General features: G+C 72.6%; 18 protein-coding genes and 1 pseudogene. 10 read left to right on the top strand and 9 right to left on the bottom strand.

Annotated elements, in window-relative coordinates:
- Entirely contained in the window at positions 1-912 is a 912-nt protein-coding gene (locus ACWD4B_RS18510; protein ID WP_451421715.1) for an ACP S-malonyltransferase, read from the bottom strand.
- A 331-nt stretch (positions 913-1,243) separates the two neighbouring features.
- Between ACWD4B_RS18510 and ACWD4B_RS18505 the strand changes: the two genes are divergently transcribed.
- Positions 1,244-4,498, top strand: a complete 3,255-nt coding sequence (locus ACWD4B_RS18505) for an ATP-binding protein (RefSeq protein ID WP_451421714.1) — start codon at positions 1,244-1,246, stop codon at positions 4,496-4,498.
- 123 nt (positions 4,499-4,621) lie between these two features.
- Here ACWD4B_RS18505 and ACWD4B_RS18500 read toward each other — a convergent pair whose 3' ends face one another.
- From ACWD4B_RS18500 to ACWD4B_RS18490, 3 genes are all read right to left on the bottom strand, one after another.
- Positions 4,622-6,631: a transglycosylase domain-containing protein gene (locus ACWD4B_RS18500; RefSeq protein ID WP_451421713.1), complete on the bottom strand. Its 2,010-nt coding sequence runs from the start codon at positions 6,629-6,631 to the stop codon at positions 4,622-4,624.
- Positions 6,632-6,843: 212 nt separating this feature from the next.
- Entirely contained in the window at positions 6,844-7,794 is a 951-nt protein-coding gene (locus ACWD4B_RS18495) for an aldo/keto reductase (protein WP_451421712.1), read from the bottom strand.
- On the bottom strand, positions 7,794-9,131 hold the full coding sequence (locus ACWD4B_RS18490) for a sugar porter family MFS transporter (RefSeq protein WP_451421731.1): 1,338 nt from the start codon (positions 9,129-9,131) through the stop codon (positions 7,794-7,796). Before ACWD4B_RS18490 ends, ACWD4B_RS18495 begins: the two co-directional genes overlap by 1 nt.
- Positions 9,132-9,429: 298 nt before the next feature.
- On the opposite strand from ACWD4B_RS18490, the gene ACWD4B_RS18485 reads away from it, so the two are divergent.
- The 3 genes from ACWD4B_RS18485 to ACWD4B_RS18475 are packed head-to-tail and all read left to right on the top strand — an operon-like array spanning position 9,430 to position 13,431.
- On the top strand, positions 9,430-10,923 hold the full coding sequence (locus ACWD4B_RS18485) for a Y4yA family PLP-dependent enzyme (RefSeq protein WP_451421711.1): 1,494 nt from the start codon (positions 9,430-9,432) through the stop codon (positions 10,921-10,923).
- Positions 10,920-12,239 (top strand): pyridoxal-phosphate dependent enzyme, encoded by a 1,320-nt coding sequence (locus ACWD4B_RS18480; protein WP_451421710.1) that lies wholly within the window; start codon positions 10,920-10,922, stop codon positions 12,237-12,239. The genes ACWD4B_RS18485 and ACWD4B_RS18480 overlap by 4 nt, the downstream gene beginning before the upstream one ends.
- 1 nt (position 12,240) lies before the next feature.
- Positions 12,241-13,431 (top strand): aminotransferase class V-fold PLP-dependent enzyme, encoded by a 1,191-nt coding sequence (locus tag ACWD4B_RS18475; protein ID WP_451421709.1) that lies wholly within the window; start codon positions 12,241-12,243, stop codon positions 13,429-13,431.
- Here the strand turns inward: ACWD4B_RS18475 and ACWD4B_RS18470 are convergent.
- Positions 13,406-13,882 (bottom strand): hypothetical protein, encoded by a 477-nt coding sequence (locus ACWD4B_RS18470; RefSeq protein WP_451421708.1) that lies wholly within the window; start codon positions 13,880-13,882, stop codon positions 13,406-13,408. The two genes, ACWD4B_RS18475 and ACWD4B_RS18470, sit on opposite strands and share 26 nt — an antisense overlap.
- Before the next feature lie 233 nt (positions 13,883-14,115).
- Between ACWD4B_RS18470 and ACWD4B_RS18465 the strand changes: the two genes are divergently transcribed.
- The 4 genes from ACWD4B_RS18465 (at position 14,116) to ACWD4B_RS18450 (ending at position 17,009) form a co-directional block, all read left to right on the top strand.
- Positions 14,116-14,496 (top strand): SdpI family protein, encoded by a 381-nt coding sequence (locus tag ACWD4B_RS18465; protein WP_451421707.1) that lies wholly within the window; start codon positions 14,116-14,118, stop codon positions 14,494-14,496.
- 168 nt (positions 14,497-14,664) lie between these two features.
- Positions 14,665-15,333 carry a sporulation delaying protein family toxin gene (locus tag ACWD4B_RS18460; protein WP_451421706.1) on the top strand — a complete coding sequence of 223 codons (669 nt, stop codon included), beginning with the start codon at positions 14,665-14,667 and terminating at the stop codon, positions 15,331-15,333.
- A 120-nt stretch (positions 15,334-15,453) separates the two neighbouring features.
- Positions 15,454-16,056: an SdpA family antimicrobial peptide system protein gene (locus tag ACWD4B_RS18455; protein WP_451421705.1), complete on the top strand. Its 603-nt coding sequence runs from the start codon at positions 15,454-15,456 to the stop codon at positions 16,054-16,056.
- On the top strand, positions 16,056-17,009 hold the full coding sequence (locus tag ACWD4B_RS18450; protein ID WP_451421704.1) for a sporulation-delaying protein SdpB family protein: 954 nt from the start codon (positions 16,056-16,058) through the stop codon (positions 17,007-17,009). The genes ACWD4B_RS18455 and ACWD4B_RS18450 overlap by 1 nt, the downstream gene beginning before the upstream one ends.
- Here ACWD4B_RS18450 and ACWD4B_RS18445 read toward each other — a convergent pair.
- Both ACWD4B_RS18445 and ACWD4B_RS18440 read right to left on the bottom strand, forming a co-directional pair.
- A complete protein-coding gene (locus ACWD4B_RS18445) occupies positions 16,984-17,310 on the bottom strand; it encodes a hypothetical protein (protein ID WP_451421703.1) in 327 nt (108 codons plus the stop codon). The two genes, ACWD4B_RS18450 and ACWD4B_RS18445, sit on opposite strands and share 26 nt — an antisense overlap.
- A gap of 32 nt (positions 17,311-17,342) precedes the next feature.
- The gene (locus ACWD4B_RS18440; RefSeq protein WP_451421730.1) at positions 17,343-19,574 is read right to left on the bottom strand and encodes a HelD family protein; all 2,232 of its coding nucleotides are present in this window, start codon (positions 19,572-19,574) and stop codon (positions 17,343-17,345) included.
- A gap of 196 nt (positions 19,575-19,770) precedes the next feature.
- Between ACWD4B_RS18440 and ACWD4B_RS18435 the strand changes: the two genes are divergently transcribed.
- Together ACWD4B_RS18435 and ACWD4B_RS18430 are read left to right on the top strand one after the other, a co-directional pair.
- Positions 19,771-20,955, top strand: coding sequence for a glycosyltransferase (locus ACWD4B_RS18435; protein WP_451421702.1), 1,185 nt, complete (start codon positions 19,771-19,773; stop codon positions 20,953-20,955).
- 59 nt (positions 20,956-21,014) lie between these two features.
- On the top strand, positions 21,015-21,998 hold the full coding sequence (locus ACWD4B_RS18430) for an alpha/beta fold hydrolase (protein WP_451421701.1): 984 nt from the start codon (positions 21,015-21,017) through the stop codon (positions 21,996-21,998).
- A gap of 135 nt (positions 21,999-22,133) precedes the next feature.
- Here ACWD4B_RS18430 and kdpC read toward each other — a convergent pair whose 3' ends face one another.
- Both kdpC and ACWD4B_RS18420 read right to left on the bottom strand, forming a co-directional pair.
- The gene (kdpC, locus tag ACWD4B_RS18425) at positions 22,134-22,784 is read right to left on the bottom strand and encodes a potassium-transporting ATPase subunit KdpC (protein WP_451421700.1); all 651 of its coding nucleotides are present in this window, start codon (positions 22,782-22,784) and stop codon (positions 22,134-22,136) included.
- 32 nt (positions 22,785-22,816) lie between these two features.
- A pseudogene (locus tag ACWD4B_RS18420) lies at positions 22,817-23,158 on the bottom strand (potassium-transporting ATPase subunit B); the annotation flags it as partial.

The following is a 23,158-nucleotide window of genomic DNA, read 5'->3' as shown; positions in this document are numbered from 1 at the left end:
TCACGTCCTGTTTCGGCCGGGGGGAGGGGAGACGGGGGTGGGGGAGGAAGCAGGAGAGGAAGAAGGGGAGGAGACGCGGATGCCGTCGACCATGCGCAGCAGGGACTTGCCGCCCACTTCCTCGCATTCCAGCGGGGTGTCGTGGGCGAGCAGACCGCGGATGCTGTCCGTCCAGCGCACCGGCGCGACGAGCTGCTCGCTCAGCGTCCGGACGATCGCGCCCTTCTCGTAGGGGCGCCCGGTCACGTTGGCGATCACCGGGGTTACCGGCTCCGCGAAGGCGAACTGCCGGAGGAATTCCTCGAATGCGGCGCGGGCCGGCTCCATGTAGCGCGAGTGGAACGGGGCGCTGACGCGCAGCGGGACGCACCGCACGTCCCGGCGCTGCAGCGCCGCGTGCGCGTCCCGCAGTACGCCGGACGGGCCGGCGACGACGATCTGGGCGTCGGTGTTGTAGCCCGCCACGTCGACCCCCTCGACGCCGTCCTGCGCGAGGATGTCCCGCAGGCGCTCCTCGGGGGTGTCCATGACCGCGGTCATGCCGCCGCCGGACGCGGCGGCCATGAGCGCGCCGCGCCGCTGGACGAGCCGCAGGCCCGTCTCGAAGTCGAAAACCCCCGCGGCCAGCAGGGCGTTGTACTCGCCCAGGCTGTGCCCGAGATAGCAGTCGGCCTGCCGGTCCTCGCGGTGCGTACGCTCGAAGGTGTGCAGGGCGTTGACGGTGTAGAGGGCGGGCTGTGTGTATTCCGTGCGGGAGAGCAGGCCGTCGGGGTCGTCGCGGCACAGCGCGACGAGGTCGTAGCCCAGGAGGTCGCAGGCGAAACGGGTGAGCCCGGGGTAGCGGTGGAAGACGTCCGCTCCCATTCCCCGGAACTGCGCGCCCTGTCCTGGAAAGAGAATCGCGAATGGCATGGGGGCTTGGTGGTCCCTGTCTGCTGTGCGGTCTGCGCCGGGGTCCGGTCCGGCGCAGCGTCCGGCCGGCGGTGGGGGGTCGCCGGCCGGACGTCGCCTCATCGTGCGTCACCGTCCTTGCCGTGGCCTGGTCGGGACGCTGGCGGCGCCTTGCCGCTCGCGCTCCGGCACTTGCCGACTCCTTGCCGTCTGCTTGCCGTTGGGATGTCGTTGGCTGATTGGAGGTCTTGGAATGATTCGTTCCCTATGCCAAGATCACTTTCCGGAGGGGGGCGGTCACACCGAGCCCTGTCCACCGGCACAGCCCGCGCGTAGAACGACAGGAACCCGTATGCCCGCACCGCAGTCGCCGAGCACGTCGCCGCACACCGGACGGGCCGTGCCGCCCGGACCGCTGCTGCGCGTCCTCGGCCCCATGACGGCGCAGCACGAGGGGGACGACCTGCCGCTCGGTCCCCCGCGCCGCCGGACGCTGCTCGCGCTGCTGCTCATACGCCTGGGCCGGGTCGTGCCCACCGAGCTGCTCGTCGAGGAGCTGTGGCCGGACGGCCCCCCGCGGCAGGCCGTCGCCACGCTGCAGAGCCACGTCTCCCACCTGCGCGGCGTCCTGGACCCCGCAGCCGGCGGCGGCACGCCCTCGGTGCTGCGCTACCGGGCGCCCGGATACGTCCTCGAACTCGCCCCGGAGCGGACCGACGTCGGCCGCTTCGAGCAGTTGGTCACCGCCGGGCGGCAGCTGCTGGACCGCGACGACCCGCGCACCGCGCGCGACCGGCTCGCCGAGGCGCTGGGCCTGTGGCACGGCTCCCCGTACACGGAGTTCGGCGCGCACCCGCCGCTGGCCGACGAAACGATCCGGCTGGAGCAACTTCGGCTCACCGCCCTGGAGTCGTGCGCCGAGGCCGGACTCGCCCTCGGGGCCGCCGACGAGGTGGCCGCGGAGCTCGACCGCGAGGTGCGCCGGCACCCGACCCGCGAGCGGCTCGTCGGCCACCTGATGACCGCGCTCTCCCGGCTCGGCCGGCAGGCCGAGGCGCTGGAGGTCTACGAGCGCACCCGCAGCCATCTCGTCGAGGAGTTCGGGGTGGACACCGCCCTCGAACTCCAGCGGGTGCACACCGCGATCCTCCGCCAGGAGCCGGCCGTCGCGGAACCGGACGGCGGCGTACCGCCCGTACTGCCCGTACCGCCCGCCGAGCCCGCGGCCGAAGCACCCTCCGCCGCAGCCGCCTCGGAGCCGGACCGGCCCCGAGGGGGAGTCCCCTCACCGCTGGTCGGCCGGGACCAGGAGCTGCACCGCCTGGTGACCGCCGCGGCGGGCGCCCTCACCGGCCACGGCCACGTGGCGGCCGTCCTCGGCCCGGCCGGCGTCGGCAAGACCCGGCTGCTGACCGAGCTCGCCCCCGGCCTGGAGACCGCCTACGAGAACCTCGACGTGGTGTGGAGCCACTGCCACCCCGGCGAGGGCGTCCCGCCCTACTGGCTGTGGACCCAGGTCCTGCGCCGCCTCTCGGCCGCCCGGCCGGACGCCTTCCGCGCCGCCACCGCCCCCTTCGGCACACTCCTGGCCCCGCTGATGCCCGAACGGCTCGCCGGTCCCGAGACGTTGCCGGCCTCTGAGGCCGACTGGGCCCAGGCCCGCTTCCTCACCCATGACGCGGTCTGCGAGGTCCTGGTCGCCCTGGCCGACAAGCGCCCGATCGCGCTTCTCCTGGAAGACCTGCACTGGGCCGACACCCCCTCCCTGGAACTGCTCGCCCTGCTCGGCACCCGCCGCCAGGGCCGCTCGCTGAGCATCGTGCTCACCGCACGGGACTTCGCGGTCGACTCCGACGCCACCATGAGCCGGCTGCTGTCCGACGTCCTCAGGGGCCCCCGCACCGAGACGCTGCGGCTCGACGGGCTCTCCCGGCCCGCCGTCGCCGCCCTGGTCGAGGCCCAGGCCGGGCCGGGCGTGGACGCCGGCGTCGTCGAGGCGCTGCACCAACGCAGCGAGGGCAACCCGTACTTCGTCATGCAGCTCCTCTCCCTCCTCGGCGACGCCCGGCGCCTGCACGACAGCGGCGCCACGGACGTCTTCCTCACCCGGATCCCCACCGGCGTGCGCGAGGCGCTGCGCCAGCGCTTCGCCGCACTGCCCGAACAGGTCCTGAGCCTCCTGCGGCTGTGCGCCGTCATCGGTGACGTGATCGACACGGACCTGCTGCTGCGCATCGCCGACACCGAGGCCGAACCGGTCGTCACGGCACTGGAGTCGGCGATCCGCGCCGAACTGCTCGGCGAGGACCCGCACCACCCCGGGCGGCTGCACTTCGCCCACGCGCTGGTGCGGGAGACGCTCGTCGACGAGATCGCCCGCGACGAGCGCCACCGGCTGCACGCCCGCATCGCCGAGGCCCTGTGCGCCCGGCGGCACGGGGAGGTGGTGGGGGACGAGGAGATCGAACGAGTCGCCCACCACACCTGGAACGCCAAGGACGCCATCCACGCCGAGGAGGCGCTGCCCCGGCTGCTGCGCGCCGCCGAACACGCCGAGCAGCACCTGGCGTACGAACAGGTCGAGACCTGGCTGCGCCGTGCGGTGCACCTCGTCGGCTACCTGTCGCCCGACGACACCTCGGCCCGCGGCCTGGAGCAGCGGCTGCACATCCAGCTCGGCCAAGTGCTGGCCACCACCCGCGGCTACGGCGACGCCGAGGCCGAGGCGGCCCTCGGCCGGGGCCGCGCCCTGAGCACCGTCACGCACGCCCCCGAGGACCCGTCGGTGCTCTGGGCCCTGTGCGCAGCACTTCTGGTCACCGGCCGCTACGACGAATCGCGCCAGTTCTCCGGCCTGTCACGGGAGATCGCCGCCCGGACCCAGCACCCGGTCGCCCTCCTCGGCGCGGCCTACGGCGAGGGCATCGTCCTGCACCTCCGCGGCCGGCTGCCCGAAGCGCTCGGGGAACTGGAACACGCCGTCGCGATGGCCGACCGCTTCGCCCGCGAGGGGCACGAGCTGGCCCGCACCTTCCAGCACGACCCGCGCGTCTCCTGCCGCTCCTACGACGCCTTCACCCACTGGCTCCTCGGCGACCGGGAGGCGGCCGCGCGGCGCCGCGCGGAACTGCTGCGCCTGACCGGTTACGAGAGCCGCCCCTCCGACCGGTCCTTCGCCCTGTACGTGGACGCGGTGCTGGCCGCCTGGGAGGGCGACGCCGAAACGGCGCTGTCCACGACCGACGAGGGCGTACAGGTGGCGGCCGACCACGGACTGCTCTACTGGAAGGCGATGCTGAGCCTGCCCCGGGGCTGGGCCCTGACGCACTCCGGCCGGGAGGCCGAGGGCCTCGCGCTCATGCACGCCTCCCTGGACGAACTGCGGCTGTCCAGGAGCCACTTGCGCCTCCCGCTGCACCTGGGCCTGCTCGGCCAGGCCCAGCACCGCGCCGGGCAGCGGGAGGAGGCGAAGGACACTTTCCGCAAACTGCTCGCGGTTGTCGGCCACCGGCGTGAGCACGTCTATCTCGACCCCGCCTTGCCGGCCACGCGGCTCTTGCACGAACTCCTGGGGCGGGGTGCGGCGGAGTCGGTACTGGCGGGGTGACGGGGGGCGCCCCGTAAGGGGCGCGGGGCTGTTACATGTGCGGCTCCGCCGCGTGGGCGCGATCAGCCACCTGCGGGCGCGTTGTGGTCGATCGCGCAGTTCCCCGCGCCCCCGATGGGGGCGCTACAGCGCCCCCTCCATCGCGTCGCGCCAGATCGGCCCCGCCAGCGTGCCGCCGAACGCCTGGCCGATGACGGCGCCGCCGATGCTCTGCCCGTCGAGATCCTGCGGGCTCGCGGGGTCGCTGACGACGGTGGCCCCGGACAGCCCGGAGGTGTAGCCGACGAACCAGACCTGCTTGCCCGCGTCGGTGGTGCCCGTCTTCCCGGCGCTGGCTCGGCCGTTCAGCCCCGCCGGTTTGCCGGTGCCGTCCTCGACGACGCCCTTGAGCATGGCCGACACGGCGTCGGCCGTCCCCTGCGACACGGCCTGCCGGCAGCCGGCCTGCGGCACCGCGAGCTCCTTGCCGTCCGGACCGGTGACGGAGGTGACGGCGACCGGGGCGCAGTAGGTGCCGTGGGCGGCGAACACGGCATAGGCGTTCGCCATGTCCAGCGGGGTCAGGTCGTTGGTGCCCAGTGTCAGGGATGGCACGACCTGGAGCGCGTTCCCGTCGGCCTGGCGCGCGATGCCCAGCCGGCCGGCCATCGCGGCGACCTTGCACAGGCCCGTGTCGGCCTCCAGCTGGGCGAAGTAGGTGTTGACGGACTTGGCCATGGCCTCCGGCATCGCGAACGGGCCGACCAGGGACGGGCTGTCGTTGTGCACCTGCTGCCCGCCGCTCGTGTAGCCGTGCCCCGCACAGTCGGTCATGGCCGGCCACGGCATGGAGTACGGCGACGGATACTTCAGGTCCGGCCGGGCGCCGTCCTCCAGCGCCGCCGCCGCGACGACGGGCTTGAACGTGGAGCCGGTGGGAAAACCGAGCCCGCCGCCCATGGCCGTACCGACGTTGAGGTTCAGACCGGTCTCGTGCGCCCCCGTGCCATAGTCGCGGCTCTGGGCCATCGCCACGATCCGGCCGGTGCCGGGCTGCACGAGGGTCGTCGCCGCGGCCGCCTGGTCGGTGGTGTAGACGTGGGAGGTCACGGACTGCTGAACGGCCTGCTGCGCGCGGGGATCCAGGGTCGTACGGATCTGCAGGCCGCCGCGGTGCCACAGGGCCCGGCGGGCGGCGGCCGTGCTGCCGAACGCCGGATCGTCGAGGACGATCCGGCGGATGTAGTCGCAGAAGAACCCCTCGCCCTGCTGCGCGGTGATGCAGCCCTCGCGCGGCGGGTTCGGGTCGAGCTTCACCGGCGCGGCCATGGCCTGCCGGGCCTGCGCGGTGGTGATGGTGCCGTACTGGGCCATCTTGCGCAGGACGGTGTCGCGGCGCTGCCGGGCCAGCCGCGGGTTGACGATCGGGTCGTACGAGGACGGGGACCGGACCAGTCCGGCCAGCAGCGCCGCCTGAGGCAGGGAGAGGTCCGCGGCGTGGACGCCGAAGTACCGCTCCGCAGCGGCCTCGACGCCGTACGCCTGCTCGCCGAAGTAGGTGATGTTGAGGTAGTCGGTGAGGATCTCGTCCTTGGTGAGGGTCTTCTCCAGCTCGATCGCGTAGCGCAGTTCACGGATCTTGCGGTCGACGGTCTGGCGCTGGGCCTGCCGCACCGCCTTCGGGTCGTCGCCCGCCTCCTCGACGAAGATGTTCTTCACGTACTGCTGGGTGAGGGTCGAAGCGCCCTGCACGACACTGCCGTTGGTGGTGTTGCGGTCGAGCGCGCGCAGCACGCTCTTGAGGTCTATCGCGCCGTGCCGGTAGAAGCGGCTGTCCTCGATGTCGACGAGGGCCTTGCGCATCAGCGGGGCTATCCGGTCGCCGGGCACGACGGTCCGGTTGCGGTCGTAGACGGTGGCGATGAGGCCGCCGCTCGCGTCGTAGATGCGGGAGGACTGGGTGAGGGGGGAGGAAGTGAGGATGTCGGGAAGGCCGTTGAAATCATCGGTCGCGGCTTTGGCGCTCAGACCGAGTACGCCGACGGCAGGCATGGCCATGCCTGCGAGGAGGAGGCCGGCCAGTGCGCCGGCGGCGAGCAGTCGGTAGACGTTGGCGAGCGTCGAGCTGGTCCGGCGGGGGCGCGGCAGCGGCATGCCGGAACCATACGGGGCGAACCTATGGTTTCGCCCCGAAGTCGGCGGTTCCGGTGCGGGCTTCGGGGGCGCGGTTCGTCGGCTGCGAGCCGTGGGTGGCTGGTCGCGCAGTTCCCCGCGCCCCTTACGGGGCGCCCCCCTCGGCTCGTTGGCTGCGGGCCTGTTGTGGTTGCTCGCGCAGTTCCCCGCGCCCCTTACGGGGCGCCCCCGGCTCACGGCAACAGGCCCGCTGCCCCCAAGTCCCGCCAGAGTTCTGGCGGAACCGCAACACCGGCCAACCGCACATCTTCCGCGACCTCGGTCGCACTCCGCATCCCCACCAGCACCGACGCCACCGCCGCATCCCGCCCCGCCCACGCCAGCGCCGCCGCCGCAAGCGGCACCCCGTACCGCCGGCACACCGCGGCGATCCGCCGCACCCGCTCCACCACACCCGACGGTGCGGGCCGGTACTCGTATCGCGCCCCGCGGCACGGCTCCGCCAGCACCCCGCTGTTGAACACCCCGGCGGCGACAGCCGCCACCCCCTCCCGTCGGCACAGCGGGAACAACTCCCGCTGTGCGCTGCCGTCCAGCAGACTGCAGCGCCCGGCGCACAGCACCACGTCCGGATCCGTCTCGGCCACGAACCGCGCCAGCATGGCGCACTGGTTCATCGCGGCCCCGATCGCCCGCACCACGCCCTCCGCCCGCAACTGCGCCAGCGCAGGGAAGGCTTCGTCCGCCGCCTGCTCCCAGTGCTCGTCCGGGTCGTGGACGTACACCACGTCCACCCGGTCCAGACCGAGCCGCCCCAGGCTCGACTCCAGGCTGCGCAGCACCCCGTCGCGGCTGTAGTCGCGGATCCGCACCCGGTCCGGTGCGCCCGTGAACTCGGGCGCACCCCCGCTTCCCTCCGCGCCGAGCAGGCGCCCCACCTTCGTGGACACCGTGAACGCGTCCCGCGGACGCCCCCGCAGCGCCGCGCCGAGCCGCTGTTCGGACAGGCCCGCGCCGTAGTGAGGGGCGGTGTCGAAGTAGCGGATCCCGGCCTCCCAGGCCGCCGTCACGGCGCCCTCCGCCTCGGCCTCCGGCACCGGGCGGAACAGGCCGCCCAGCGGAGCGGCCCCGAAGCCGATCCGCGTGACGGGGACGCCGGTCCGGCCGAGTACAGAGGTTTTCATCATTCCTTCCGCCTCCAGTACGCCTCGATCTGTTCCAGCGAACGCCCCGCCGTCTCCGGCACGTTGTGCAGCACGTACCAGGCGGCCACCGCCGACAGCACCGCGAACACCCCGAACACCCCGCTGCCCAACGCCCGCAGCACGTCCGGGAACGCGAGCGCGAAGGAGAAGTTGAGCAGGTACTGGGTGAACGTCACCACGCCCATGCCGAGCGCCCGTGCCCGCAGCGGCAGCACCTCCGGGCAGTACAGCCAGAACACCGGGCCGAGGCCGAAGCCGAAGGCGAAGGTGTACGCGAAGACGCACAGCACGGCGAGGGCGGTGACGTGCGGGAAGAGCGCCAGCAGCACCAGCGGCGGGGCCTGGGCGGTCAGGGAGACACTCAACAGTCGTACTCTGCCCAGGCGTTCGATGAAGGGGAGGGAGAGCGCCGTCGAGAGGACCAGCGCCGCTCCGACACCGTAATTGGCCATGGTGCCCGCGCCCGCCCTGCCGGAGAAGATGACCGGCGCGTAGTACACGACCGCGTTGATGCCCGTGAAGACCTGGAAGAAGGTCAGGACCAGCGTCACCCGCAGCGCCGGTGCGTATTCCCCCAACAGCTCCCGCGCCCCCGCGTGTTGCTCCGCCAGGCTCGCGCGGATCTCCGCGACCTCCTCGTCCGCCGCCCGGGCGTCGGCGCGCAGCCCGCGCAGCACCCGGGCCGCCTCGGCCTCGCGGCCCCGCAGCATCAGCCAGCGCGGGCCCGGCGGGCTCGCGACGATGCCGGCCAGGAAGAGCGCCGCCGGGAGCGCCCCGAGGCCCAGCATCCACTGCCAGGCCCCCGCGTCCGACAGCGCGTCGTCGACGGTGTAGGCGAGCAGAATGCCGACGTTGACGGCGAGTTGGTACAGCGCCGTGATCCGGCCGCGCAGGTGCTTCGGTGCAAGCTCGCTGAGGTGGATCAGGCCGAACATGTTCGCCAGGCCCACCGCGATGCCCAGGACGAAGCGGGAGGCCAGCAGCACCGGGGCGTTCGGCGCCAGGCCGCAGCCCACCGAGCCCGCCAGGAACACGGCGCCCGCCAGGATCAGCAGATGCCGCCGGTCCCAGCGCCGTGCGGCCAGCGAACCGGCGACGATCGCGGGCAGGGCGCCGAGCAGGATCAGGCTGGTGACCAGACCCTGCCCGGTGGAGTCCAGCCCGAAGCGGTCCGACAGCGGCTCCAGCGCGCCGGAGATCGCGCCGGAGTCGTACCCGTACAGCACACCGGACATGCCGCCCAGCGCCGCCACGAGGTGCACCCGCCGGGGCACCCTCGCCACGGCCGGGTCGGCGGTGCCGGTTCTCGCCCGCATCTGTGCCACGGAACCTCCTCAGCGGACTTGTCGAAGTCCAGTGCGATTCCGCGCCCCGTAGGGGCGCGGGGAACTGCGCGATCAGCCACGGACCACCCGCAGCCGCAGTACTGCACTTCCAGCGGAGCGATGAGGTCTCCCGGGCAACTCCTCAAGGGAATGCGGCTGTTCGCTGCCGGAGCAAGAGGGCCCTCACGGCCACGGCCTGCCGACAGACAATGGACGGCACAGGAACAGAAGGCAATCATGGGCTCATGCCCGTCGCGGTGGGCATCCGTCCGAGGGAGAGGGAGCCGGGATGAACGAGGCCCCTGAGCACCTGGAACCGCTGCACCCGGAACCGCTCCACCTGGAACCGCGGCTGGAGCCGCCGCTCGCCCCGCTGCTGGAGTCCGGCGCGTTCCTGCACGCGCTCGCCGACGCGCTCGGCTCCCCGCTCGCCGTCCTGCTGCCCGACCGGATCGCGGAGAACGCGGAGCACTTCCGCGCGGTCTACCGGCGCCACCACCTCTCCGGCAGCGTCTTCTTCGCGCACAAGGCGAACCGGTCCAGTGCCCTGGTGCGACGGCTCGCCGTGACGGACGCCGCCCTCGACGCGGCCTCGCTCGGCGAGCTGCAGCACGCCCTCGGCGCCGGGTTCACCGCGGACCGCATCGTGGCCACGGGCCCCAAGGACCCGGAATTCCTCTGGCTGGCCGCACTGACCGGGGCCACCGTCCACATCGACGGCCAGGGGGAGCTGGAGGAGCTGGCGGGCCTCGTCCGCAAGCACGGCCTGCCCCGGGTGCGCGTCCTGCTGCGGCTGTCGGACTTCCGCGCGCCCGGCGTCCGGATCCGGTCACGGCCCAGCCGCTTCGGCACCTCCGCCGGGTCGCTCGACCGACTGCTGGACGCCCTCGAACGTCACCGCGACACCGTCGAACCCACCGGCACCGCCTACCACTTGGACACCACCAGCCTCGATGAGAAGGCGGTGGCCCTGGAGGGCTGCCTGCACGCCATGGACGCCCTGCGCCGCCGCGGCTTCCGGCCGCGCGCCGTCGACGTCGGCGGCGGCTTCGGCGTGAACTACCTCGCGCACGGCGACCAGTGGGACCGCTACACCACCGCGCTGACCCACGCCGTCCTCGGCCGGCGGCCCCCGCTGACCTGGGCCGGGCACGGCTACGGCCTGCGCGCCGAGAACGGCACGTTACGCGGCACCCTGGGCCTGTACCCCTCCCACCGCCCGGTCGCGGGCGCCGCCTACCTCGACGCACTGCTCTCCCTGCCGGCCCCCTCCCTCGGCCGCCCGCTGGGCGCCTTGCTGCTGGAGAACCTCTACGACCTGCACACCGAGCCCGGCCGCGCCCTGCTGGACCAGTGCGGGTTCACCCTCGCCCGGGTGCTGGAGGTGCGGCGGACCGACTCCGGCGAGCAGTTGGTGCGGCTCGCGGCGAAGGCCAGCGACATCGGTCTGGAGGAGCACGGCGTGCTCGTCGACCCCGTCCTCGTCGGCCGCGACGGCGACGCCCCGGGCGGGCCGCCGACCGGTGTGCACCTCACCGGCAGCCTGTGCCTGGAGAGCGACCTGATCACCCGCAGGACGGTGTTCCTGCCCCGCCCGCCGCGCCCCGGCGACCTGCTGGCCTTCGCCAACACCGCGGGCTACTGCATGGACTTCGGCGCCACCCGCGCACAGCGGCAGCCCCCCGCCCGCAAGGTCGCGGTCCACCGCGCGGCGGGCGGCTGGCAGTGGTGCCTCGACGAGCAGTACTGGCCGATCACGCGGCAGGGGGACCGACAGGCATGAGGTACGACAGCATCACCGAGGTCATCGGGAACACCCCGCTGGTCCGCATCGATCCGGCCGTGCACGGCCTGCGCCGCATCGACCTCTACGCGAAGCTGGAGATGCTCAACCCGTTCGGCTCCGTCAAGGACCGGGCCGCCTGGCACATGGCCCGGCCCGGCCTGCCCGGCGCCGTCCGGCGCGGCGAGACCGTCGTGGAGCTGTCCAGCGGCAACACCGCCAAGGCGCTGGCCCTGATCGCCGGCATGCACGGGCTGCCGTTCAAGAGCGTCACCAACCGGATGCGCATCCCGGAGATCAAGGACCTGTTGCTGCTGCTGGGCGCCGAGATCGAGGAACTGCCCGGCCAGACCGAGTGCCTGGACCCGACCCTCACCGAGGACCCGCTGACCCTCTTCCACCGCGAGCTCACCCGGCCCGGCAGCGCCCACCTGCACACCGACCAGTACTTCAACGACCGCAACACCGAGGCGCACGCGACGGGCACGGGCCCGGAAATCGTGGCCGACCTCGACGGCCGCGCCCCCGACTGGTTCATCGCCTGCATCGGCACCGCGGGCTCCTCCACGGGCGTGGCCCGCGTGCTGCGCGCCCACGACCCGGACGTCCGGGTCGTCGGACTCGTCGGCAGGAAGGCCGACTTCATCCCCGGCATCCGCACTGTCGACGAGGTGCACGAGGTGGGCCTCTTCGCCCCGGACACCTACGACACGATCGAGGCCGTCGGCACCGACGAGGCCATCGACGGCATGCTCACCCTGGCCCGCCGCTGCGGCATCCTCGCAGGACCGACCGGGGGAGCGGCCTACTACGGGGCGGTGCGCCATCTGCGGGCCGCCGAGGAGGAGTTGACGGAGCGCGCCACCGCGGTCTTCATCGTCTGCGACCGCGGCGAGAGCTACCTCAGCTATGTCCGCCGGCACCGCCCCGAGCTGTTCAACCGGCCGCCGGTGAAGAACTCCGTGGCCACCCTCACCCCCGCCGAAGTGCAGTCGGCGGCGGCCGTCGGCATCGCGGCCGCCCAGCGGTGGATCGCGGAACAGCAGCCCCTGGTGATCGACCTGCGCAGCCCCTTCGCCTACGGCGCCCTGCACATCGAGGGGTCGATCAACATCGTCGACGAGATCTTCGACGAACTCCTGCGGGGCGGCCTGCCGTTCAGCAAGCAGCAGCCCGTCCTCCTGGCCTGTCCGGTCGGCGAGCAGTCCGCCCGCTACGCCGCCCTGCTGGCCCGCATGGGCCACCCCGACGCGCGCAGCCTGGCCGGCGGCATCATCGCCTGGCGCGACGCGGGCGCCCCGCTGGTGCGTGAGTGACATGACCGGACCGCTGGAGGACCTCGCCGCCTGGCAGCACGCCCTGCGCGCCCAGTTCCCGATCGTCGTCGCGCACCCGGAGCTGGCCTACCTGGACAGCGCGGCCACCTCCCAGAAGCCGCAGGCCGTCCTGGATGCCGTGCAGCACTACCTCACCACGAGCAACGCCAACGCGGGCCGGGGCACGTACCCCTGGGCCAACGCCACGACGGCGCTGGTGGAACGGACCCGCGCCCGGGTCAAGGAGTTCCTCGGCGACCCGGCCCCCGACCGCTCCGCCGTGCACTTCACCGCCGGCACGACGGACGGCCTGCGCACCGTCGCCCGCGACTGGCTGCCCGCGCACCTTGCCGACGGGGACGAGATCGTGGTCCCGTTCGCCGACCACGAGGCCAACCTGACGCCCTGGCTGGAGGCCCGGGACCTGCTGGCACGTCAGGGTGTGCGGATCCGGGTGCGGGAACTGCCGTACCAGGAGGACTCCGGCGACTACGACCCGGCGGCGCTGGCCGCCGTCGTGGGCCCGCGCACCCGCTTCGTCGCGGCCACGCACGTGCACCACGTCTACGGCGGCGACATGAACGTCCACCGCATCCGGCAGGCGGTGGGCCCGGACGTGCCCATCTGTCTGGACGCGGCCCAGAGTGTCGGCCATCTGCCGGTCTCCGTGGCCGAGTTGGACGTGGACTTCGTGGTCTTCTCCGCGCACAAGGCGCTGGCCCTGCCGGGCACGGGCGCGGTGTGGTCACGCGGCCGCCGCGGCCCGCGCTTCTCGCCGGGCGGCTGGGACGGGACCCCGAACACGGTCGGCATCGCGGCGCTCTCGGCGGCCCTGGACTGGCTGGAGGAGGCGGGCCCGGACCGCATCGCGCAGTGGTGCACGGCCCTGGCGGCCCGGCTGACCGACGGCCTGAGCCGGCTGCCCGCCTACCGGGTGCTGGGCTGCGGCCTCAGCCTGGCGGCGGACTCCCGCGTGCAGCGGCGCACCGCGATCGTCACCTTCCGGCACCGCGACATCGGCTCCGGCGACCTGGGCTTCATCCTCTTCAGCCACGGCTTCATGGTCCGCACGGACAACCACTGCCAGGCCGGGGCGGGGGAGCGGGAGCACTCCGTGCGGGTCAGCCTGCACGTCCACAACACCGCGGAGGAGATCGACGGCCTGCTCACCGTCCTCGCCGGCCTGCCGTGAGGAGTCGGAGCTTCTCGATCGTCAGTCCGATGGTGTTGACGGAGTCCCGGATCCGGTCGTTCTGCTGGTGGCTGCCGACCTTCTCGCTGACGTGGTCGCGGGCCTCGGCGACCAGGTCCCCGATCATGACGAGGACCGTGGCCGTCGTGACCTGCCCGCTCGTCACCGAGTCGATGTCCCAGTGCGCGTGGACGCCCAGTTCCACGACGAGCACGGTGATCATCAGCGCGGACCAGATGCCGGTCTTCTTCAGGAACGCCACCAGGTTGACGTTCTCGTGCCGGATGGCGATGGCCATGCTGATCAGCAGGACCAGCCCGGCCACGACGGCGAGGGACTTCCAGGACCGGTGGAAGACGTCCATGCCGAGGGCCAGCAGCACGAGGACCCAGGCGGTGCCCTGGACGAGGGCGCGCTCGTCATAGGCGCGCGTTGCCGGTGTCTGCGTCATGCCTCTCAGGGTAGGGGGAGGTGTCCGGATATCAGGTGTTATCGGGTGTGATGGTTTTCCGGCCCGAGGGCAGCGGCGCCGAGTCGGCCGCCCCAAGTCGCCTGTGAGGTTCAGGTGTTCAAGTGCGGCAGGAGCACATCAAGATTTACCCCGGCGCCGTTGATCGCCTCGAACGACAGTGCCACGATGGCCGAGTCGCAGATCATGTGGGCTCGCCAGGGGGAAGCAGCACCATGAGTTCTCAACTGACCGTGGGCGTCATTCTCGCCGTCATCTGTCTCGTCGCCGCTCTCGTCGTCCTCGCCGTTGCCCGCAGCAGCCGGAACGGCACGCTCGGCAGAAACGCCTTCGTCGGCGTGCGCACCCGGGAGGTCCGCAGCAGCGACGCGGCCTGGCAGGCCGGGCAGCTCGCGGCCCGGCGGCGCTACCTGCGGCTGGTGCCGGTACTGCTCGTCGCCGGAGTCGGTGCTCTGGCCAACGGCCTTGCCGGCGGGCCCTCCTGGGTCTTTGTCGCGATCGTCGCAGCGAGCGGGGCGGTGGACGTCGCCATCGCCGTCTCGGCCACCGCCGCGGCCAACGCCGCCGCACGCCGCGAGCACCACGGGCCCGCCTGAACCGGCCCGCGCGGCACGCCCCTTCCGATTTCCGGTGGCGGAGGCGACTCCCTCCGCCACCGGTCCTCAAGCGCCGGCCTCCTCCTCTGCATGCCCGCAAGCGGAGCGCCGGCCTGCCGCCGTCCAGGCGGTGAAACCTGTTTGCAACGACTCATCGAAGGTACCTCAATGAAGCTGAAGAAGAGTGCTGCGCTCGCCTGCGCAGCGGCCGTCCTCACCGTGGGTGTCGTCTCCGGCACGGCGGCCGTGGCCGCCCCCGCGAAGAACTCCGGGGTGACCGCGTCGCTGTCCGGCAAGGCTGCCAAGCACACCATCAAGTACTCCGACGAGGACATCGTCGGTCTGCTCATCTTCGCCAAGGGCAAGGCAGCGGACGAGCACCCGGACCTGGCCAAGCAGATCCGGGCGCACCGCACGCCCGAGGCCGACAAGGTGACGCCCGAGCAGATCGCGGAGTTCACCAAGGAGCTCAAGGCGATCGACGCCGACTTCCACGACAAGGTCACCGTCCCCGTCCAGATCAACGACCCGTACGCGGCCAAGGCCGGTATGGAGCGGCTGAACGACGACATCAAGACGTTCATCGCGCAGCACAAGAAGTTCGGCAACAGCCCGGACCGTGCCAACGGCTGGGCCTGGCACGACGCCAACGTCCTGATCGAGATCAACGTCCTCGGTGCCATCAATGCCATCGGCTACGCGAACGGCGCCGTCGCGACGGAGGTGGCCTTCACCCTCGTCGTGGTCCCGGCCGCGGTGAGCTACGGCTTCGACATGAGCAAGTCGAACAGCCTGGACGCCGGCAACTTCGTCTCCGCAGTGGCCAAGGGTCTCTGACCCACCGACACCCTGCCGGGCCGCGTCGCGCACAACGCGGCCCGGCAGGGCCCCATTTACCTGCGCATTCGCCTGCACGAGACCCGACCCGTACCAGCGCCGCATAGGGGCCATGCCCGGATGACCAGTACGTCCACAGAAACCCACCCCGGACCGACGGCAACCCGGACCGGATCCGCACGCCAGCTCCTCCTGTTCGTCACCGCCTGTCTGCTCGTCTTCGGCTATCTCGCCCTGTCGCTCTTCTACACGATGCCGACCAACGCGCTGAGCAGCCGCCACTCCAAGGGGATCCGGCCGGCCCTGAACATCCTCACGCCGGAGAACTGGGCGTTCTTCACCCGGAACCCGGAGGGCGAACAGATCGGAATCTATTCCTACGGAGCCGACGGCTCGGTGCACAACCTCCTGAACACGCCTCAGGGTTCACCCGCGAACCTCTTCGGCCTGTCCCGCACCCAGCGGGCCCAGGGGCCGGAGATCGGCTTCTTCAGCACGAACGCCACGCAGCACTGGTCCGGCTGTGCCGGCTATCTCGACGACTGTCTCCGGGAGGCGTCGAAGAAGCCGGCGCTGAAGGTGAACAACACCAGCCCCGTGCCGACGGTCTGCGGTGAGGCCTACCTCACCCGGGAGACGACGGTGCCGTGGAGCTTCCGCAACCAAGTCTCCTACGACCGGCGCGTCGAGCACGTCGCCCACCTGGACATCCGATGCCGATAATGCCCGCCGTACAGTCCCTCGCCGACCGCCTGGCCGCGCGCACCGCCCGGCACGACATGCGCTCCCGCTGGTTCGGCATCGGGCGCACCGTCATCGCGGTGGCCCAGCTGAGCTTCATGCTGCTGACCCCGGTCAAGGCCCTGCTCGTGCCGGTCGTCGGTATGGCCGACTACCCGCACTGCAACTCCGTCCGCGCCGCCTCCGCCATGTGCCTCGGCGATGCCGGAGCCGGCCCCGAGGTGCAACGCTGGCTGCTGATCGTGATCCTGGCGGTGGCCGCCAGCGGATACCGCCCGCGCTGGACGGCGATTCCGCACGCGTGGGCCACGTACTCGATCGCGGTCAGCATCGCCGTGCCCGACGGCGGCGAGTCCGTCGCCATGATCATGTGCTTCCTCATGATCCCCATCGGCCTGGCCGACGACCGCACCTGGCACTGGCAGCAGCCCACCCGGGAACTGGCCCCCTCGTGGCGCACGATCACCTTCGTCGCGTTCCTGGCCATCCGCGTGCAGATCGCGTACCTCTATCTCGACAGCGCCATCAGCAAGTTCGGCGTGGCCGACTGGGCCAACGGCACGGCCGAGTACTACTTCCTGCGCGACAACATGTTCGGCGTGGGACAGCCCTGGGACGGGCTCTTCCTCGCGCTGTCCAAGAACGCGTTCGTCGTGGTCGCGCTCACCTGGGGCGCGCTGATCATCGAGATCGCCATCGGCGTCTGCGTCCTGGCCTCCGACCGCTGGCGCAAGGCGGGACTGGCCATGGACATCGTGCTGCACGGCTCGATCATCCTCACCATGGGCCTGTGGAGCTTCGCCCTGGTGATGATCGGCTCGGCGGTGGTATGCGCCACGCCGGAGGGCCGCGCCCCGTCAGGGGCGCGGGGAACTGCGCGACCAGCTACCGACGACCTGCAAGTGCAGGTCAGGCCTCCGTCACCGGTTCACTGATCCGGAACCGGCTCCCGTTCCGCGGGCCCAGCCGAGCTGCAAGGCTCACCCGCCGGGCCGCACCGTCCACCGTGAACTCCCGGCTCGCCTGGGCGAGATGGGTGCTCTTCTGCCCCCGGTACCGGAAGAACACGCTGATGCGGTGCTGCCCGGCAGTGACGGGTATGTCCTGGGTACCCCATTTCATGGCGTACTCCCGGCCGTCGATCTCGACGACCGGGTACGTCAGGAGGTGATGGAACAACGCCGCGGTGGGGAAGGGCCTGACCTCGACTGCGACAACTGCCTTGTGAGCGACCATGGTTGGATGCTACCGCCCGGTGATCACTCCCGTCACTCCCCTCCCTTGAGTCGCTCCAGACCCTCCAGCCCCGCCGGGAGGGCCTCCGTGTGCACGACACCCAGTCGCTGTGTCGCCCGGGTCAGCGCGACGTACAGGTCGCTCGCGCCGAACTCCGCCGGCTCCGCGACGATCACCGTGTCGAACTCCAGCCCCTTGGCCTGGCGCGGATCCAGCAGCACCACCGGCCGGGTGAGATCCGGAGCGGCCCCGCAGGACGCGTCCGGGAGGACGGCGGCCAGAGCGGGCAGCAGGTCGCGCGGGGCGATCACCGCGAGCCGGCCCTCGGCGCGGCCCTCGCGCAGGACCGCGTCGCGCACCGCCCCCGGCAGGTCGCCGGCGCGCAGCGCCCAGGGCCGTACGCCCGTGGAGCGCACCGAGCGCGGCGGTGCGAAGGAGGCGTCGGCGGACCGGACGACGTCCGCCGCCACGTCCATGATCTCTGCGGGCGTGCGGTAGTTGACGCCGAGCCGGACGTGCTCCCAGCGGTCGCCGACGTGGGGCGGGAGGATGTTCTCCCACGCGCCGCAGCCGCCCGGCTCGGCGGTCTGCGCCGGGTCGCCGACCAGCGTCATCGAACGGGTCGGACAGCGCCGCATCAGCAGCCGCCACGCCATCGCGGACAGCTCCTGCGCCTCGTCCACGATGACGTGGCCGAACGCCCAGGTGCGGTCGGCGGCGGCGCGCTCGGCCGCGCTGCGGTGGTCGGCCTCCTCGTGCCGCTCGGCCAGCCGCTCCGCGTCGACCAGGTCGTGGGCGGCCAGCACCTCCGAGTCCTCGTCCTCGCGGTCCTCGAACTCCTGGGTGCGGGAACCGTAGGAGAGGTCGAGCACGCCCTGCGCGTAGGCGATCCGCTCCTGTTGCGCGGCCTCGGCGGCGGCGCGGGCCGCGGAGTCGTCCTCGCCGAGGAGCTCGGCGGCCTCGTCCAGCAGCGGTACGTCCGCGGGCGTCCAGGCGCCGCCCGCACGCCGGATCGCCGCGGCGTCCGCCTCCGGGAGGTGCACGGGCTCTTCGAGGAAGTCGGCGACCAGCTGCTGCGGGGTGAGGGCCGGCCACAGCTCGTCGACGGCGGCGTGCACCTCGGCGCTGGCCGCGACGGCCTTGCCGAGCTGGGCGACGTCGTCCGGGCCGAGGAGGTTCGGCCCGCCGTACGGGTCCGCGCCGAGGCGGTCGGCCAGTTGGGCCGTGAGCGCGTCGATCACGGCGAACGCGAAGTAGGGACGGGCCAGGTTGTGCGGCAGCCCGGTCTCGCGCGCCCGGCACCGGGCCGCCTCCACGATCTCCGCATCCAGCCGCAGCTCGCCGTCCTCGTGGTCGATCACGATCCCGGGCTCGGGCAGCGCCTGCCGGTCGCGGACGAACCGCGCCAGCGCCCCGGCCATGGCCGCGCCGCCCTTGACCTCGGCCGCCCGCGGGGTGTCGGTACCGGTGGCGGTCACGCCGGGGAAGAGCTCGCCGGGTGTGGCCAGCAGCACGCCCGTCTCGCCGAGCGAGGGCAGCACCTCGCCGATGTAGCCGAGGAACGCCGGGTTGGGCCCGACGATCAGCACGGCCCGGCGGGCGAGCTGCTCCCGGTGGGCGTACAGCAGGTACGCCGCGCGGTGCAGGGCGACGACGGTCTTGCCGGTGCCCGGGCCGCCCTCGACGACGAGCACGCCGTGGTGCGGGGCGCGGATGATGCGGTCCTGCTCGGCCTGGATGGTCTGCACGATGTCGTGCATCCGCCCGGTGCGCGCCGAGTCCAGCGCGGCCAGCAGCACCGCGTCCGCGTCCGTCCCCTCGTGGCCGGTGCGCTCGGGGTCGGTCAGGTCCAGGATCTCGTCGTGCAGTGCGGTGACCCGCCGCTGCTCGGTGCTGATGTGCCGCCTGCGGCGCAGCCCCATCGGGGTGTGCCCGGTGGCGAGGTAGAACGGCCGCGCGACCTCGGCCCGCCAGTCGACGACCAGCGGGGTGCGCTCCGCGTCGTCGCTGCGTATGCCGATGCGCCCGATGTGATGGTCGCGGCCGTCGCGGAACTCCAGCCGCCCGAAGCACAGTCCGTGCTCCCCGGCGTCGAACGCGGCGAGCAGCCCGGACTGCTCGGCCACCGCGACGTCCCGCTCCAGGCGTGCCTGAAAGGTGCGCCCGTCCCGGCCCAGGGCCTCGCGCACCGACTCCTCGGCGCGTGCCCGCAGTTCGGCGAGCCGCGCGTACAGCAGATCGAGGAATTCCTGCTCGTGCTGCATTTCCTCGTTTGACAATTCGGCTCCCGCCCCGATAGCATGTCCCCATAAGGCTTCTCCCTGGCCTGAATTGAACCGGACAGGGAAACACTCAATATACGCAGAGAAATACCCCGGGCGTCAATCCGCTCCGGGGTATTTTCCGTCCCGGGGATGAATGCGGGTTTCCGTTTGCGGCCCCGCGGACAGGGATCCCGGGGTGCGCGTGCTCTGTACCGTCACCGGATCCTCCTCGCATGCCAGGGCCCTGCTGCCGCTGGTCTCAGCGCTGGCCGCGGCGGGTCATGCCGTGCTCGTCGCCGTGCCCCCGCCGTTCGTGCCCGGCTTCGCGGGCCGTCCGGTGCGGGTCGCGGGGGTCATGGCGGATCTCCATGCGTATATGGCCCGGCGGTTCCGCGGGGGCGGGGCCGCCGAGCCCGGACCGCCGGGGGCGGGGGCCGTGGAGTTCTTCGCGGGCCCCCACCTCGCCGACAGCTGTGCCTCACTGCTGCCCGCCGCCCGCGACTTCGGCCCCGACCTGCTGGTCCGTGACGGCGGCGAGCTCGCCGGGTGCCTGGTGGCCGAGGTGCTGGGCATCCCGCATGTGGCGGCGCCGTCCGGCGCGGCCAACCACCTCGACCCGGTGCGCCTGTTGCCCGTCCTGAACGGGCACCGCGTCCGGCTGGGACTGCCCGCCGAGGACGATCCGCACTGGATCCACCGGTACGGCCGCATGGACTGCATGCCGCCCGCCTTCTCGTTCATGACCCACCCGGCCGCCACGACCTTCGCCTACCGTCAGCCGGCGGACGTCGACCCTGCCGAGGTCCTGCCCCACTGGATGGCCGAACTGCCCACGGACAGACCGCTGGTGCTCGCCGCCGTCGGCACCGTGCTGCCCCTGCTGGCCGGGTTGCCCGGGGGCGCCTTCGGCGCCGTGCCGGTGCTGAACGCCGTCGTCGCAGGGCTGGCGAAGCTGGACTGCGTGGCCCTCGTCGCCACCGGCGGTCTCCCGGTCGAGCACGACCCGGCACACGGCGGCGTGCACCTGGTCGACCGCTTTCCGCAGCCCCTGCTGCTCCGGTGCGCCCAACTGCTCGTCACCCACGGCGGATACAACAGCATCAGGGAAGCAGTGGGCGCCGGCGTGCCCATGGCCGTGGCGCCCTGCTTCGGCGACCAGCCGGGCAACGCGGACCGGGTGCAGGAGCTCGGGCTGGGCGGCCGGCTCGCCGACGCGGGCGAGATCCCGGACCCCGGCCGGGTCGCCGCCGTCTGCGGGCAGGTGCTGGACAGCCCCCGGATCGCCGGTGAAGTGCGCTGCGCCCAGCGGCAGATACTGACACTGCCGCCCGTCGAGTCGGCCGTCGCCGACCTGGAACGGCTCGCGCACGGGGTGCTCTGACCGCGCCGCCGACGTGCGGCGTATCGTGCGGGAAGCAACCTTCGAGCAGGGGAGGGCACATGAGCGTCGCGGTCGACCACCGCCACGTCGAGGTGAACGGCATCAGGCTGCACATCGCCGAGCAGGGGGAGGGCCCGCTGGTCCTGCTGCTGCACGGCTTCCCCGAGTGCTGGTACTCCTGGCGCCACCAGTTCGCGCCCCTGGCCGCGGCCGGGTACCGGGTGGTGGCACCGGACCAGCGCGGGTACGCCCGCAGCGACCAGCCCGGCGACATCGCCGCCTACAGCCTGCTGCACCTCACCGGCGACGTGATCGGGCTGATCCACGCGCTGGGCGAGGAGCGCGCCGTCGTCGTCGGCCACGACTGGGGCGCCCCGGTCGCCTGGACGACGGCGCTGCTGCGCCCGGACGTGGTGCGCGCGGTCGCCGGGCTGAGCGTCCCGCACCTGCCGCGCGGTGCGGCGCCCCCGCTGTCCGCGCTGCGCGCGGTGCTCGGGGACGGGTTCTACCAGCAGTACTTCCAGGAACCGGGCGTCGCCGACGCCGAGTTGGCGCAGGACCCGGCGGCCACCTTCCGCAGCCTCCTGTCCGGCAGCTCCGGCGACAGCCCGGCCACCGACCCGCCGCGCCCCTGGGTCGTCCCCGAGGGCGCCACGCTCCTCGACACCATGCGGGAGCCGAAGGAACTCCCCGCGTGGCTCACCGAGGAGGACGTCGAGGTCTTCGTCCGCGAGTACGCGTACCACGGCGACCGCGCCTTCACCGGCGGCCTGAACTGGTACCGCAACATCGACCGCAACTGGGAGCTGCTCGCCCCCTTCGCCGGCCGTGGCATCGAGGTCCCGGCCCTCTACGTGTCCGGCGACCGCGACCTCGTCCGCGGCTTCCCCGGCATGGACCAGGTCCTCTCCTCCCTGGACCGGATCCTGCCGCGGCTCACCCGCAGCATCACCCTTCCCGGCTGCGGCCACTGGACCCAGCAGGAACGCCCCGGCGAGGTCAACGCGGCCCTGTTGGAGTTCCTGGCCTCGGTGCCCCGGTAGGGCTTGCGCCCCGTCAGGGGCGCGGGGAACTGCGCGATCGGCCACGACGCACCCGCAGTCGACGTCGGTGGCTGGTCGCGCCCACGCGGCGGAGCCGCAAATGTCAGCAGCCCCGCGCCCCTGACGGGGCGCTGGTCATCCCAGCGACTCCAGGTCGTGGTTGAGCTCCACGACGTTCACGTGCGGCTCGCCCAGGAAGCCCAGGCTGCGCCCGTCGACGTGCGCGTCGACAAGCCTCCGCACCCGCCCGGCGGGCAGCCGACGGGCCCGGGCCACCCGGGCCGCCTGCTCGCGGGCGTAGGCGGGGGAGACGTCCGGATCCAGCCCCGAACCGCTCGCGGTGACCGCGTCCGCCGGGACGGTCCGCGGATCGACCCCGTCGAACGCGGCCACCGCGGCCCGGCGTTGGCCGACGGCCGCGACCAGGTCGGGGTCGGTGGGGCCGAGGTTGGACGCGCCGGAGGCCGTCGGGTCGTACGGGCCCGCCCCCTTGCCCGCGTCGGCGGCGGACGGGCGGGGCTGGAACCACCGGGGATCGGGACGCAGTTGCTCGGCCGGGTCCGCCGGATTCCGCTTCGGCAGGGCGAAGTTCTGGCCGAGGAGCGCGGAGGCGACGGGCCTGCCGTGGTCCTCGATCAGGGAGCCGCCGGCCTGGCGGGGGAAGACCGCTTGCGCGATGCCGGTGACGGCCAGGGGGTAGGCGATGCCGGTGACGACCGTGAACACCAGCAGGATGCGCAGAGCCGACAAGTACTGCCGGGCCGCGGACGGGAGACGCAGGAGCATGAGGACTCGCCTTCTTCGCCTTCTGACTGCCGTCAGTGGAGGCCGGGGACGAACTGGACGGCCAGGTCGATGAGTTTGATGCCGACGAAGGGCAGGACGAGGCCGCCGAGGCCGTAGAGCCAGATGTTGCGGCTGAGCAGGGCCGCCGCGGACGAGGGCCGGTAGCGCACGCCGCGCAGGGCGAGCGGGATCAGCGCGATGATGATCAGCGCGTTGAAGATGATCGCGGAGGAGATGGCCGACGTCGGGCTGTGCAGCTTCATGATGTTGAGCCTGTCGAGGCCGGGGTAGGCGACCGCGAACATCGCGGGGATGATCGCGAAGTACTTCGCGACGTCGTTGGCGATGGAGAAGGTGGTCAGCGCACCGCGGGT

This window comes from Streptomyces sp. NPDC002536 (assembly GCF_053594995.1).
This window is presented reverse-complemented; position numbering and strand designations above follow the sequence as displayed.

What these genes read in the sequence shown, in the direction of transcription:
- ACWD4B_RS18470 (WP_451421708.1), bottom strand. Translation starts at nt 13,882, where the DNA reads ATGACGCAGACACCGGCAACGCGCGCCTATGACGAGCGCGCCCTCGTC.
- ACWD4B_RS18485 (WP_451421711.1), top strand. Translation starts at nt 9,430, where the DNA reads ATGAACGAGGCCCCTGAGCACCTGGAACCGCTGCACCCGGAACCGCTC.
- ACWD4B_RS18475 (WP_451421709.1), top strand. Translation starts at nt 12,241, where the DNA reads ATGACCGGACCGCTGGAGGACCTCGCCGCCTGGCAGCACGCCCTGCGC.
- ACWD4B_RS18460 (WP_451421706.1), top strand. Translation starts at nt 14,665, where the DNA reads ATGAAGCTGAAGAAGAGTGCTGCGCTCGCCTGCGCAGCGGCCGTCCTC.
- ACWD4B_RS18510 (WP_451421715.1), bottom strand. Translation starts at nt 912, where the DNA reads ATGCCATTCGCGATTCTCTTTCCAGGACAGGGCGCGCAGTTCCGGGGA.
- ACWD4B_RS18480 (WP_451421710.1), top strand. Translation starts at nt 10,920, where the DNA reads ATGAGGTACGACAGCATCACCGAGGTCATCGGGAACACCCCGCTGGTC.
- ACWD4B_RS18490 (WP_451421731.1), bottom strand. Translation starts at nt 9,131, where the DNA reads ATGCGGGCGAGAACCGGCACCGCCGACCCGGCCGTGGCGAGGGTGCCC.
- ACWD4B_RS18445 (WP_451421703.1), bottom strand. Translation starts at nt 17,310, where the DNA reads ATGGTCGCTCACAAGGCAGTTGTCGCAGTCGAGGTCAGGCCCTTCCCC.
- ACWD4B_RS18500 (WP_451421713.1), bottom strand. Translation starts at nt 6,631, where the DNA reads ATGCCGCTGCCGCGCCCCCGCCGGACCAGCTCGACGCTCGCCAACGTC.
- ACWD4B_RS18465 (WP_451421707.1), top strand. Translation starts at nt 14,116, where the DNA reads ATGAGTTCTCAACTGACCGTGGGCGTCATTCTCGCCGTCATCTGTCTC.
- ACWD4B_RS18450 (WP_451421704.1), top strand. Translation starts at nt 16,056, where the DNA reads ATGCCCGCCGTACAGTCCCTCGCCGACCGCCTGGCCGCGCGCACCGCC.
- ACWD4B_RS18430 (WP_451421701.1), top strand. Translation starts at nt 21,015, where the DNA reads ATGAGCGTCGCGGTCGACCACCGCCACGTCGAGGTGAACGGCATCAGG.
- ACWD4B_RS18440 (WP_451421730.1), bottom strand. Translation starts at nt 19,574, where the DNA reads ATGCAGCACGAGCAGGAATTCCTCGATCTGCTGTACGCGCGGCTCGCC.
- ACWD4B_RS18505 (WP_451421714.1), top strand. Translation starts at nt 1,244, where the DNA reads ATGCCCGCACCGCAGTCGCCGAGCACGTCGCCGCACACCGGACGGGCC.
- kdpC (WP_451421700.1), bottom strand. Translation starts at nt 22,784, where the DNA reads ATGCTCCTGCGTCTCCCGTCCGCGGCCCGGCAGTACTTGTCGGCTCTG.
- ACWD4B_RS18455 (WP_451421705.1), top strand. Translation starts at nt 15,454, where the DNA reads ATGACCAGTACGTCCACAGAAACCCACCCCGGACCGACGGCAACCCGG.
- ACWD4B_RS18495 (WP_451421712.1), bottom strand. Translation starts at nt 7,794, where the DNA reads ATGAAAACCTCTGTACTCGGCCGGACCGGCGTCCCCGTCACGCGGATC.